Annotated in this window: 10 protein-coding genes; all 10 read right to left on the bottom strand. The window is 36.1% G+C overall.

Annotated features, from left to right (window positions below; translation table 11 throughout):
* Positions 1-81: 81 nt before the first annotated feature.
* Positions 82-2,406, bottom strand: coding sequence for a helix-turn-helix transcriptional regulator (locus tag LC095_RS20495; RefSeq protein ID WP_226529936.1), 2,325 nt, complete (start codon positions 2,404-2,406; stop codon positions 82-84).
* A 126-nt stretch (positions 2,407-2,532) separates the two neighbouring features.
* The gene (locus LC095_RS20490; RefSeq protein ID WP_226529935.1) at positions 2,533-4,041 is read right to left on the bottom strand and encodes an extracellular solute-binding protein; all 1,509 of its coding nucleotides are present in this window, start codon (positions 4,039-4,041) and stop codon (positions 2,533-2,535) included.
* A 61-nt stretch (positions 4,042-4,102) separates the two neighbouring features.
* Entirely contained in the window at positions 4,103-4,972 is an 870-nt protein-coding gene (locus LC095_RS20485) for a carbohydrate ABC transporter permease (protein ID WP_226529934.1), read from the bottom strand.
* A 13-nt stretch (positions 4,973-4,985) separates the two neighbouring features.
* Entirely contained in the window at positions 4,986-5,993 is a 1,008-nt protein-coding gene (locus tag LC095_RS20480; RefSeq protein ID WP_226529933.1) for an ABC transporter permease, read from the bottom strand.
* A gap of 307 nt (positions 5,994-6,300) precedes the next feature.
* Positions 6,301-7,413 (bottom strand): Gfo/Idh/MocA family protein, encoded by a 1,113-nt coding sequence (locus tag LC095_RS20475; RefSeq protein WP_226529932.1) that lies wholly within the window; start codon positions 7,411-7,413, stop codon positions 6,301-6,303.
* Between the two features lie 221 nt (positions 7,414-7,634).
* Positions 7,635-8,231, bottom strand: coding sequence for a YesL family protein (locus LC095_RS20470; protein WP_226529931.1), 597 nt, complete (start codon positions 8,229-8,231; stop codon positions 7,635-7,637).
* Between the two features lie 100 nt (positions 8,232-8,331).
* Complete coding sequence (locus LC095_RS20465) at positions 8,332-9,204, bottom strand: ABC transporter ATP-binding protein (RefSeq protein WP_226529930.1); 873 nt, start codon at positions 9,202-9,204, stop codon at positions 8,332-8,334.
* A 1-nt stretch (position 9,205) separates the two neighbouring features.
* Positions 9,206-12,040, bottom strand: a complete 2,835-nt coding sequence (locus tag LC095_RS20460) for an ABC transporter permease (protein WP_226529929.1) — start codon at positions 12,038-12,040, stop codon at positions 9,206-9,208.
* A gap of 14 nt (positions 12,041-12,054) precedes the next feature.
* Positions 12,055-13,083 carry an efflux RND transporter periplasmic adaptor subunit gene (locus LC095_RS20455; RefSeq protein ID WP_226529928.1) on the bottom strand — a complete coding sequence of 343 codons (1,029 nt, stop codon included), beginning with the start codon at positions 13,081-13,083 and terminating at the stop codon, positions 12,055-12,057.
* Entirely contained in the window at positions 13,070-13,729 is a 660-nt protein-coding gene (locus LC095_RS20450; protein ID WP_226529927.1) for an ABC transporter ATP-binding protein, read from the bottom strand. The genes LC095_RS20455 and LC095_RS20450 overlap by 14 nt, the downstream gene beginning before the upstream one ends.
* Positions 13,730-13,747 lie beyond the last annotated feature (18 nt).

Below are 13,747 nucleotides of genomic sequence, written 5' to 3'. Positions count from 1 at the left end.
ATAATCAATAGGACTTTTTTATGAAAGTTGCACTTTTTACAATAAAATAAAGTGCGGGAAATTCATCCCCATACTCGCTTTTTATCCAACTTGATCCCTTTTCATTTCACGATATTGCCCGGGTGTATAACCCTCATGCTTTTTAAATAGTCTGTTAAAATAACTATTTTTATAGCCGATTGTTTCTGCAATTTCATTAATTTTCATATCTGTATGAACAAGAAGTTCCTTTGCTTTCGATAAGCGAATATTTGTTAGATAATCAATAAAATTCAACCCTACTATATCTTTAAATACCTTACTAAGAAGTGAAGGACTTAAATTCACTTGATCTGCACAGTAGTCCAATGAAATATCCTCCATATACTTCTCCTGAAGTAAAAATGTGACTTTTTCAATTAATTGTTTCATTCGTTCATCCTGTTTTCGAGAGAGTTGTTCGAGAAGTGGAAGGATAACCTTATGTTTAAACCATAACTCCACTTCGTCAGGCTCACGAATCTGACCAAGCTGCTCATATAAATTGGCTCCCTCGAATACCGTATTCGGCATAAGACCTGCTTGCATTTCAACTTCTACAATTCTTCCTAATAATTGATACATTCCTTGTTTCATTACCGCTTCATTTACATTTGAAAGAATTTGGACAAACTTCTTCAAATGCGACATTGTATCCTTTTCCATCCTTAGACGAATTGAGTGGACGATTTCCTTTTCTACATCAAATGGATACTCAAAATGAACTGATTTGTCCAATAAATCCAAGTTTTCAATTTCAATTATCTGATTTCTCTCCTGCAGATTACGGAAGCTTAGTGATATTTTTGTTTCCTCAAAAATATTCGGGATGGCCTTCACTGAATTTGTCATTCTACCAATACAAATTGACACATCCATTTGTGTTGTATGGTTAATTCCACTAATGATTTTATGAATTAATTCATTTAGTTTCTTTGTTACTTCACTTTTGTCCATGTTTCTAGGTATAAAGAACAAAACACTTAAAGAAAGGTCATGGAAATTAATGACACTAGTATCCATATCAATTTCCTGTAATACATCTTCTACAATATTAGCTGCAACAAATGTAAGCAGACCCTCATCATCTTTTTCGGTATCTTCTAATCTACCGTATCCAAATAACTGGATAAAAATCGGCAAATATTTATATCCATCTTGTTTCCAGCCGAATTTCTGCATACGTTCCTTTAGCTCAGCTTCACTTAACGAATAAAGATATCCATGAATAAGCTGCAAAAGAAATCCTTCTCGCATATAAGGCAGCTGGGATTCTAATTGTGTTTTTAGTGTACGGCTTTCCTTTGAGAGGTTATTCCATTTTTCTTCAATTAATTCAAACTCATTATTGACGTTTGGAAGGGGATGTTCATGTTTATGTTCATTTAGTTTTTGGAGTAATTGATCAAGTGGTGAATATAGTCTTTTAGAAACAATAATTGATAAAATAATAGCAAGAATGAGTATTCCAAAACTTACTCCAATCATCCATTTTGAAACGATTAAAACAGGTGCTGTAATGCTTGATAGTGGTGCAGCTGATGCGTAAATCCAGGTATTTCCTAACCGGGTAAAAGTTTCATATGTGACAGAATAAGTAGATTGATTCCATTCAAATAAGAATGTGTCCGTTGTATTCTCAAGATTTTTTACTTCTTTAAGAATAGCATGATCCATCCCAGAAGGTTCCATTCTACTGCTGTTACCAAATAACCACTGCCCCTTGCCTGTTAATAAAAATGCAGTTCCTTCTTCATAGGGTGCCCTCAATAAATTCGCCATCTTTGCTTTATTTAACGAGACAATAATGGCTCCATAAGGCTGTTCAACACCACTTGGTATTTTATGTACCAGCCTTAAAGGCGAGTATTTCTGATCTTCACTTTTTATCCAATATAGTGTACGTTCTCCTCTAACAAAATGATCAAAAGCATTGATTTGCTCTGCTTGTACTAAATGTCTGTATCTGTCCTTTGTGAATACTAATGGTGTTGGTTTGTTAATATATAGTTCCACTTGATCAATAAGGTGGTTTGACCCCTCCATAATTAGAAGTGATTGATATAATTCATGAATCTCTTTATACTTAATAGCCAAATCTATTTCTTGATAATTTTCCTTAAAGGTAGAATCTACTGCCCAATGTGCCACTAATTCTTCTACATATGAAAACTGTTCTTCAATTGTTTTCATTGTGCTATATAAATGGTTTTCATGAATTTTCTTTAGTTCACCTTCAATATGTGCTTTACTAATAACAAACATAACAAAGCCTATTATCATACCTGGTAAACTGGCTAGAATTAATAGTGTAATTAAATTTTTTTGATAATAGCTTTTTGATCGGAAATTTATAACATGATGTAACATCCCCTTCAGTTTCTTCAATATTCAACCCTCCCCTTAATCTAAGCGCTTACATAAAACTCAGTGTATCACATAATCAGAATTTTCTTAATACAAAAAAGAGAGGTTTTGCTAAAACAAAGCAGTGAAAACCTCTCTTTCAATCCATTATCTTTCTTTATAAGATTGATTCATTTCTTCTGTTAGCTTAATAAAGTTTTGATCAGCCTCAAGTTCAGTAACAAAAGAATCCCAAGCACTTAGAGGCTCTCTGCCTAAAATAATTTTCGTTTTTAAGTCCATTATTTTTTTCGTTAATTCTGGTAAGTACGTTTGTCCTGTTTCAGAATACAATCCAATGCTTACATCTGCAACACTGTTCTTGGCTCGTTCATCTTGAACCTCTGCATAAAATTTCTGCACTTCTTCCGGGAATGTTGGTTTTACTGTACTAGCATATGGATCAGAAACGTACAGAATTTGATTAAAGTCTGCCACTGCATCCTTAACCATTTTTTCAGTATCAACAACCACTTCTCCGTTTTCAACCTTATGGTGGACTCCCTCTATTCCCTGTTTATGAAGAGAAAACACATCTTCTTCCACCCAATGATCTAACATAGCTAATATTTTCTTCATTTTTTCTTCTGGAACACTTTTAGGAATTGCATTCACCCCTGAGAATCCTGCACCTTTCGGGTTATAATCATTGATACTAGTAACAGGATACAGATTCATAAAATCAAAACCTTCTACGATTTTAGAGAGCGGATCAAAGTTTTCTTGCATAGCTCCAGTTTTTTCACTGACTATACCTGCTTTATTCCCTTGAAACATTTCTTTTACTTGTGAGATTTGCATAGAAGCAAAATCCTCTGGAATTAGTTTTTCTTTATATGCACGTGCTAAAAATTCAAGAGCATCTTTCATCTCCGGCAGTGTTGCTGTATGAACGAGCTCGCCATCGACCTCTTTCCAATTTCCTGTAGCTCCAGTAAAAATCCCTTCAAAGTTTCCTAAACTTCCCATATCAGTTGGATTAATTTGACCTGCGATCCCAATTGTATCATCTTTTCCATTTTGGTCAGGATCTTTCTGTGTAAACGCCTTCATAACCTCATATAATTCATCGGATGTCGTTGGAACGTCTAATCCTACATTATCCAACCAATCTTTCCGAAGAACAAAGAATGTTTCTCCATCAGTTGGTCTCGGGCGCGGTATACCAAAATTTCCACCATTCATTTTTGTTAAGTCCCAAGCAATTGGATCAATTGTTTTATTTAGATTTGGATAATCTTTGATATAAGGTGAAACATCCCAAAAAGCACCTTGCTCTGCTGCTTGTCGAAAGACTGGTTGAAAGGGATCTGGAATTAACAATAAATCAGGTAAATCTCCAGATGCCAACATAACATTCAGTTTATCTCCATAGTTATTTGCTGACACCCATTCTATATTTAGCTTCGTGTTTGTCGCTTTCTCAATCTCTTTTTTCACTTCACTGTCATCAGATGGCGGTGTTGGATTAAAAAAGTGACTCATTACACGAATCTCAGTCGGACCCTCTCCCCCGCTCTCTTCAGTCGATGATTTTTTCTCTGAAGAACATGCTGTCAAAATCATTGAGAATACTAGTGTAAGGACTAATAGCAAATTGACCTTTCTTTTTCCCATCTTTTGTCTCCCCTTTTTACATTTTTTTATGAATAAGATTTTAAAATATATAAAATCTAGTTCACTCCTTAATCGAACCAATCATTACCCCTTTTGCAAAATGCTTTTGTAAAAATGGATACACCAGTAAAATCGGCGCAATCGCAATAATAACTGCCGCCATTTTTAAAGTTTGGCTTGGTGGTGGCTGAACAAGTGGATCCACATCACCTAGACTGCTAGTTGAAGCGTCAATCAGCATATTTTGGAGCAAGACCTGAATCGGCCATTTGCTAGAGTCATTTAAATAAAGTAAAGCATTGAAATATTGATTCCAATACGCTACAGCGAAGAATAAACCAAATGCTGCAATCGCCGGAAGTGAAAGTGGCAGAACAATTTTAAAGAATGCAGAAATCTCATTACATCCATCAATTGTTGCTGCTTCTACCAATGTTTCTGGAATTGAATCAAAGAATCCCTTCATCAAAATAACATACCAACCGCTCGATAACGATACTAAGATGACAGACCAAATATTATTTAACAATCCCATCTCTTTTACGAGGAGATAATTCGGGATTATCCCCGGATTAAACAGAATCGTAAATAAAATGAATAGTAGAATGATTCTTCTTCCACGAAATCTTTTTCGTGACAGCGCATAAGCTAACGTCGATGTAATAAGCAAACTAACAAATGTACCAACAACAGCTAAAAATGTACTAACTCCTATTGAGTTAAGAAATGCATCTGTTGATAGTAAATATTTATAAGATGCTAAAGACCAATTCTCAGGGAAAAGAACAAGGTTCTTTTGGATATACTCTGTTGGATCTGTAAACGAAACGACAAACACATAATAAATTGGGAAAAGACTAATCAACGCAACGACAGCAAGAATTATTATATTGCATACATTAAAAATCCTATCTCCTTTAGAAGACTTCATCTAAAGCACCCCCTTAATAAATACCTTCTTCTCCAAATTTCTTTGCCATTCGATTCGCACCGACCACCAAAATCAACCCAACCAATGATTTAAATAACCCGATTGCAGTACTATAGCTAAATTGTCCTTGTTGAATACCAACTCGATACACATACGTATCAAATACTTCCGCTACCTCTGCTACAGCTCCGTTATACATAAGGAAAACTTGTTCGAAGCCTACCTCCATAATATCGCCTAATCGTAATATGAGAAGAATTAAAATAACATTTCGAATTGCCGGTAATGTCACATGCCATATTTGCTGAAATCGATTTGCTCCATCCATTTTCGCCGCTTCATAAAGCTGTGTATTCACTCCGGCAATCGCTGCTAAGAAAATAATTGTTCCCCAACCAACTTCCTTCCATATTGACTGTGACGTTAACATTAACCAAAAGGTATTAGGATTCGTCAAAAATTGAACTTTTTCAAAGCCGAAAAAGACAAGGATCTGATTAATAAGCCCTTCTGATTGTGATAGCATCATAAACGTCAATGTCGCGATAATAACCCATGATAAAAAATGCGGTAAATAAATAATCGATTGAACAGTTCTTTTGTAAAATTGACTTTTTAATTCATTAAGCATGATTGCCAAAATAATTGGCAAAGGAAAAAACAAGAGTAAATTTAAGAAGCTAATAGCCAGCGTATTTCGAAAAATTAACCAAAAGTCCGGATTTGCAAAAAGTGTTTGAAAGTGTTTAACTCCCACCCACTTGCTCTCAGCAAACCCCAAATAGGGTGAATAATCCTGGAAAGCAATTGCAATCCCCAGCATTGGAACGTATTTAAATACAAGAAAGTAAATGATTCCCGGTAATGCCAGAAAGTATAAATACTTATCTTTTGCCAGTAGTTTATAGAGACTTCTTATTTTCGCTCCCTTTTTGTAAACGGTTACTTTTTGTTGTAAATCAATTTCTCTTTCCAATTTGACACCTTCCTTCTTTTTGTGAAATTCAACCTGCGCTTTCATATTTGATTAATTCAACGGTATTTTACCCCCGCATTTCCTGCAATGAGACTTTTTATTTTTTACGAGAATTTTATAGATTGTACTTTTTCATTCTTATTGACTTTTTTTGAGAGAGCTAGTGTTTGTAAGGGGATAAAGCTGGTTTATATGTAGATACAAAATGGAATGCTAAATGTCAATTGGGTTGACTTTTACTTTAATCAATAAAAAAACCGTCAGAAAAACATCTCTGACGGTTCTTTCATTACGTATTTTATATGACTGAAATCCTGCTGGAAACTACATATAAACAACTCTTTCACTCTATTTAAAAATCAAGTTCATTATATTCAAGACCTAAAGGCAATGCCATTGGACGTTCAATGTTAGTTGCTGTCTTAACGTGTTGTTCCTTACTCGAGGATTCGAAAACGCCTAACATCACATCAAGAACATGTGCAGCCAATTCTCCGGAGGCTCGATGGGGTCTTTCAGACAAGATTGCATATGCCATGTCAGCCAATCCGATTCCTCTGCTGTCTTCTGTAAATCCATGAGAATAAGGAATTTCTTTGACTAGACCATTTTTCTGAAGTAATGAGATACTTCCATTAAAGAAGTTAGGATCATTTGCATATAAAATACCGTCTGTTCCGTAAATTTCAAATCGTGGTGTATAGCCAAAGCTTTCTTTTGCTGCATGTAAACTAGCAATCACACCGTTTTCAAGGTCAAGTGTAGCGGAAACATTCATTGGAGCAGTGACTGGCACTGTTTCTCCATATCGAGGTGATTCAGGATTTGTCACAGTTACTTCTTGATGTAATTGCTGAACTGAACCAGTTACTCTTTTGATCGGTCCTAATAAAGATACGAGTGCAGTTATGTAGTAGGGACACATATCAAACAGTGGATCTCCACCAAGTTTTAAAAAGTTTTGGAAGTTTGGATGCATACCATCAGAGGCACTACCCATTAAAATGAGCCCTGTTGCGGCATACGGGGTGCCGATCCATCCATCATCAATAATCTTACGACAAGTTTGGAGACCACCTCCAAGAAATGTATCTGGGGCACATCCGACTCTTAACCCCTTTTCATTTGCTAGTGCTAGTACTTCATACGCATCTTCTCTAGTTAATGCAAATGGTTTTTCTGTATAAACGTGCTTACCACTTTGAAGCGCTCTCAAATTAATTTGTGCATGTGCGACAGGTGCAGTAAGATTCAACACAATTTCCACATTAGAATCTGTCAAAAGTTCATCAACGCTGCATACTTTTGGTATTTTGAATTCCTCTGCCTTTTTCTGTGCAAGCTCCTCTACTAAATCAGCACAAGCCACTACCTCTATAATACGCCGGAAAGTAGTTGTACAGTTTTTAAGGTAAATAGTACTGATCTGTCCACACCCAATTAAACCAACCTTTATTTTTCTCACGTTCCTCACCTCTTCTTTGGTTGTTTACTTTTCTAAATGATTATTTAATAATGTTCTAGTAATTCAGTTGTAAACTCCTGCCTAACAGGAGAAAACAACATAGAATCCATTCCGATTTGGGAACACCTCTTTATCTAAACCTTCAACTTATATCTTACTTACACTTCATCCCTCCAACTTATTTCTCTATTAATTTATTCTTTTTAAAAAAGGTTAGAACTTCAAGGAGTTACGATCTGCTTCTTTTCAAACACCTTTTTACTAATTTGAAAAATAAAATAACACCCTATACTAAAGCTGATGAATATTGTCATCGGCTGCCATAGAAATAGAAGGAAAATACCGATCATAACACCAATTCCCAACAAACTTCTCGGGAGAAACCCCATCGCTAGGAAAAAGGAATTTTTAACAATATCCAGCACACGTAAGTCATAATGAACCATCACTGGAAACAGAAAAACAGTGGTTAACAACATTAGCCCGCTAAACAAAATAACAAATGGAAACAGTACAAATTTAATAGACTCAATCTCAAGTAGTAAAACAAAATTCATATATAAGACAAGCGCAAAAAACGACCATAGCATACCAATAATAACACTTTGTTTCAAGTTATCTTTGAAGTGTTTAAAGAAGGCTTTGAAGACAGATTCATCATGATGAAGAATCCATTGTCGACTAACTGCAAACATTGCTGCAGTTGCAGGAAAAATTGTTACAACTGGTAAACAAGCTAGTAACCAGATGAGATTGAGTAAAAAGAAGTTTGTGAGAATCTCTAAAACTCGAAAAAACTTACCGTTCATAAAGTTCATTCTTTCACCCCATTTAGTTGGAACAGCCTTAGGTATGAGGTACTAAGGACAGTTCCACTGATTTAATACTAGTTTTAACTATTTTTTGCGACCGTAATAATTAACCACTCTTCGGATTTACCAGGACAATTCGGCCTTCTTCCAGCTCAACACGCAGCTTATTCGAGTCACCTAGTTTAATCGATTCTAAGTAATCCCTAGGAATCTGAATTCTGCCTGCACGATCAATTACAGCCAATTCTTCATGGGTTTCCTCATCTTGAACAGCCTCCTGAAATTGTTCTTCAACATACGTTTTCCGCAAGATTTCACTGGATGTTTTTCCATCTCTTATCGCAACAACACGATCAAGCTTTTTAGTTAGTTCTGTATCATGGGAGACAATTACGATCGTCTTTTTAAGAGATCGATTCAGTTCTCGAAAAACACCTAGGACAACATCGGCTGTTTTGCTATCTACACTACCTGTTGGTTCATCAGCCAGCAACAATTTTGGATCATTAGCAAGCGCAATGGCAATCGCAACACGCTGCTGCTCTCCACCTGAAAGCATTGTTAGTTTGTTGTTATAACGGTGCCCCATCCCAACTAATTCCAGCAATTCCTTTGCACGTTCGCGTTTATGTCGACCCTTTAATAACATAGGCAGTTCGACATTTTCAATAGCGGTTAAATATGGAATGATATTACGTGCATTGTTTTGCCAAACAAAACCGACTGTTTCAAGCTTATAGCTGACAAGTTCTTTCGTTTGTAAGCGCAATAGATCTTTTCCATCAACCAAGCATTTGCCAGCAGTTGGCCGGTCTAATCCACCTAGCATATTTAATAGAGTTGATTTTCCGCTACCACTGCTTCCGATAATGCCCATTAGCTCGCCTTCTTCAACCTCTAAATCCAAGCCTTGAAGCGCCATTACTTCATTCTCTTCATCAACTTTATATATTTTGATTAGATCTTTGCACACTATCATGTTAATCCTCACCTAACTTAATTGCTTGATAAATTTTGATTTTCTTTACCAGAAGAACTAATATCGTCAAACCTGCTGATAACATAAAAGCGACAAAAAGATAAATTTTCCTCTCATCACTTGGATCAAAAATCACTTGAAATGGCAGCTGTTGTTCCATTGAAAGGTGAAACAAAGGAACAAACAAAACACTTGTTATACCTCCAATAATGATTCCTATGAAAGAAGCGAATCCAGATGTTAAAACCTGTTCAAACAAAAGAATGCCTATCAATTTCTTTAATGGTATTCCCATTGCTCGGAATACACCATATTGGAGAACACGTGATTTAATGGTTAAAATCCAGAATAATAAAAACCCGATAAAGGCGATAATGATTGAAACGATAAATCCTAATGATAAAGTTCCGTTTAAACCTAGTAGAAAAGCTCCGTTTTTTAGCTCAACAAGGTCTGGATGAACATCACTCATCATGATAATAGGGTCCTTCGTTTCATCAAGAGATTGATATAAATCTTTTCTAGACGCATCCTTTTTCACCTTTAACCAAACTTCATAAGGCTCTAATCCCATCGCATTTTGCACATAAGGTAAATTCGCTACTATTAATGCTGGTAATTCCTCGTCTTCTTCTTTTTTCTCAGGTAGAAAACTCGGCCAGTAATCAATGATTCCAAACACAACAACCTCCATGGTGTTCGTGTAATCTCCCTCAACCTTAATGTAATCTCCTTCTTTTACTCCTAGTGTTTTTGAAACTGATCTTGAGATAAGGACTGAGCTTTGTTCCTGTGATAGCAGATTCAAGTATTCATGCCAATGATGTGGAAGAAGATTCGGACTAAACCAAGCTGTTTGCGCAAACTCCTTTGGTTCAATTCCCATTACTTGAAAGGAGTAAAGTGCTTTCCCTTTTGCTTCTGCTCTGATTCCATCAAATTTTAATACTTTTGCGGCATGCTCGACTTCCTTCATCTTTAAAAATGGTTCAAAGGAAGGCTCGGAGTATACGAGCTGAGTTTCTGTGACGAGCGTTTCGTTCTCCTCTGACGGATCCCCTTCTTGTTCTGTCGCCTGTTCTCCTGAAGTCACCGAAGATGAGACTGAACTCGCCGCCACCTCATTGCTCGGCCATTTTACATCAATCGTTACATCAGCTCCGTTTTCATAACGAATTTGCTGTTCAAAATTTTCATTTAGTGTACGGGCAGCACTTGCACTGAAAATGCCAATCCCAATTGTCATCATTAAAAACAGCATGAGAAATTGATATTGATTAAACGAACGACCTACTTGGATAAATGTACTATATAGTGATAAATTCCAATATCTTTTCCCTAGCTTATATACAACTGCCAGTAGAAGTGGATATAAATGTAGAATCAGCAGTCCCAAACCAATCACAAAAAGCGCCGGGATAAAAAATAAAATCGGATCAACGGAATATTCTTGGCTAACGCCTGGACGCCTAGTATTAAATACAAATAATCCATATATTGAGATACCTATTAAGGCAAGACCGAGTACTAATATTGACCATCTTGTTTTCATTACCGCTTTTGTCATATTTTGCTTTTGGTGAACAATACTTTGATTAGATCCTTGAAAAACTGGGATCATGACCATAAAAACCGAAGATATCACAGCTAATGCAGCATATAGATAAGATTCATAGCCTAAACTGACAGGCAAGGCTTCTCTTTGAACAAATTGCAGAAAACCGTTTGTACCTCCTAATATTTTACAAAGTATCATTCCAAAATAAGGACCGATTAATAATGCAAGACCTGATAAAATGCCAAGCTCAATTAAGTAGATTTTCATAATTTGAAACCTTGTAGCACCACGGCTAGATATGACAGCGATTTCTGTTAATTGTCTGTTCACAATTAATCTCGATACCATAAACAGGTACAAAGCAAGCATCACAAGAACAGGAACATGCAATGACCATAGCATGGTTTTTAATTGTTCCTCTTTCTTTTCATAAGAAGTCAAAATATCTGAAATTGGGAACTGAACCATCACAGGTGTATCCACAATATCACTTACGTCCGCCTTCACTATATCTTTTAATTGAAGCAAGGAAGGGATGTGCTTATTCGTAATCGCATAATAATCAAATGCAGAAAAAAAACGTGCAGATGAAAGAAGCTCTTTTTTAAAAAACACCTCTCGATATGTATCTTCTAAAACGATAAAGTCGTCTGTATAGCGTTCTGGTGGAATCGACCAATACGGATCATTCTTATTTTCTGCTTGAAATGTTCCTACTGGCTTAACTATTAATTCAAGATCTCCCTCAACCGCAATTAAGGTTGTATCTAAAACAATCCCCCTCTTTTGTAAAGATGTTTCCGGGACGATAACTTCAATAATTCCATCTTCTCTTTTTTCATCCGGCATGCGACCATCTGTGATCGTAATATGCTTTTCAACATCTGTTAAACCAACAAATCTCCCATGTTTATCAGTTTCCGTTTTATTTTCAATAAAAATATCAAAGGGAACTGAACTTAATATGCTTTTATTCACTAAAAGCGGAAGATCGGTAGTATTAATTATTTGCTTATTGATGTCATCAATCTTTTTCGTTGCTTCTACCGAATCCTGATCTTTTTCAAAGGTAGCAATAAAAGAAAATTCCCCGGGAAAGTGTTTTTTTTCAACCTGGTGTTGTTCTAATTCCTTCACTAATAGTTTATGAAGAACACTTGATGTGTAGGTGGGTATACTTGAAACAAGCGAGACTGTGATAAATAATCCAAGAAATAAACTACAAGTAAGCCATTTATTATTCCACATTTTTTGAAAGATAATTTTTAAGAGTGCCACTCAGTCTCCCCCCTTTACTTCAAAATAACAGTGTCTCCTTCTGCTAATCCGCTGACCACCTCAACCTCAGTTGCTGAAACAAGACCACTATCAATGTCTACTTCACGCTTGGCATCACCTTCTAACACTTGGACATACGTTCGACCGGCTAAACTTCGCAGTGCACCTTTAGGTATGATTAAAGCATCATTCACTTTTGCCGTAATGACATCAAAATCAACCGAGTCACCTACATTTACTTCTTTCGGTAATTTGTCAACAGTCATAAAGATACTCCGTTGATACAAATCAGGATTTTCTTCTAATTTTTCACGTGGAACTTCTGATGGTGTTTGAACAACTTTCCCTTCGAATGATTTACCATTTATTTCCACCTTCACATCCATACCAATCTTCGTTTCATTTAATTCCTCAGCCCTTGTTGCTGTGTATATTAGTTGAAGCTTTGATGTATCAGCCACCTGAACCACAGGCTGAAAGGCATCAATCATATCACCTGCTTTTTTTTCTTCCATAAATGTAACAATCCCATTTAGTGGAGAAAGAATTTTCGTTTTATCGATTTCGCTTTTTAATTTTTCAATTTGGATAGTAAGACTATCAACATCTAATTCTGCTAAATCAATTGTATAAGAATCAGCACCTTGTTTTGCTTGCTTAAGACGAATTTCTGCCTTTTTTAATTCTATTTCAGCAAGCTCCAATTCAAATGTAAGACTTCCAGAATCAAGCTCAGCGATTAGTTGATTTTCCTTTACAGCATCCCCCTTTTTTACATGTATCTTTTTTAAACGACCGCTCGATTGTGTAAACGAAAGTGGTTCATTCTCAAGTGGGGTTACCGTGGCAAGCCCCTTCACATGCTTAACTAACTCTCCTTTTTTAACCTCAGCTGTATCGTATTCAATTTCTGCAGGCTCAACTAATGGAGGAGCAAGAACTGGTTCTTCTTTTGGAAGCAGAGAGCATGCTGATAGCGGAACTATAAGTGCAAATGATAGTAAAGGATGTGTCATATATCTGTTGCTTTTAAATGGTTTCAATTCTTCCATCCTCCAATGTATAAACTTTGTCAAGCATTTCCATCACAGCTGGGTCATGTGTTGTCAAAATCATCGTCATGTTTTTTGTTTTTACTAATCTTTTAAATACTTGAATAATATGAAAAGCCATTGAGCTATTTAATTCTGCTGTTGGTTCATCAGCAAGAATGAGGGGGGATTCAATGGAAATGGCCCGAGCAATAGCAACACGTTGCTGTTCTCCTCCTGAAAGCTCGAAAGGTCGGTGCTTTGCTCGATTTGTTAACCCTACTAACTCAATGGCACTTTTCACTCTGGTACTCCATTCTTCTCTAGAAACCTCTGCCACTCTAAGCCCAAATTCTATATTTTCTTCAACTGTCATGAGTGGAACAAGCCCATGTGATTGAAAAATAAATCCAAGCTTTGTTCTTCTGTATTCTGATTGCTGCTTTTCACTTAAGTGACTTAATGGCTGACCCTGAAAGTAGATTTCACCGTTTGTAGGTCGATCAAGGGCACCAATTAAATTTAGAATTGTTGTTTTACCAGACCCGGATCTTCCTTTTAAGGCAATCACTTGTTTTTCGTTGATTGATAAATTAATCCCTTTTAACACTTGTACTTGCCGATTTCCACTTCCATAGAATTTTTCCACTTCTTTCATATGTATAACTGCTTCGAT

This window comes from Metabacillus niabensis (assembly GCF_020524345.1).
In the GTDB taxonomy this organism is placed as follows: domain Bacteria; phylum Bacillota; class Bacilli; order Bacillales; family Bacillaceae; genus Metabacillus; species Metabacillus niabensis_B.
Note: the sequence above shows the minus strand (reverse complement) of the source record. Positions and strands in the feature narration are given on the sequence as shown.

Bases quoted from the DNA above. Each gene is read 5' to 3' on its own strand.
- LC095_RS20480 (WP_226529933.1), bottom strand. From the start codon at position 5,993: ATGAAAGCGCAGGTTGAATTTCACAAAAAGAAGGAAGGTGTCAAATTG.
- LC095_RS20490 (WP_226529935.1), bottom strand. From the start codon at position 4,041: ATGGGAAAAAGAAAGGTCAATTTGCTATTAGTCCTTACACTAGTATTC.
- LC095_RS20485 (WP_226529934.1), bottom strand. From the start codon at position 4,972: ATGAAGTCTTCTAAAGGAGATAGGATTTTTAATGTATGCAATATAATA.
- LC095_RS20470 (WP_226529931.1), bottom strand. From the start codon at position 8,231: ATGAACTTTATGAACGGTAAGTTTTTTCGAGTTTTAGAGATTCTCACA.
- LC095_RS20465 (WP_226529930.1), bottom strand. From the start codon at position 9,204: ATGATAGTGTGCAAAGATCTAATCAAAATATATAAAGTTGATGAAGAG.
- LC095_RS20450 (WP_226529927.1), bottom strand. From the start codon at position 13,729: ATGAAAGAAGTGGAAAAATTCTATGGAAGTGGAAATCGGCAAGTACAA.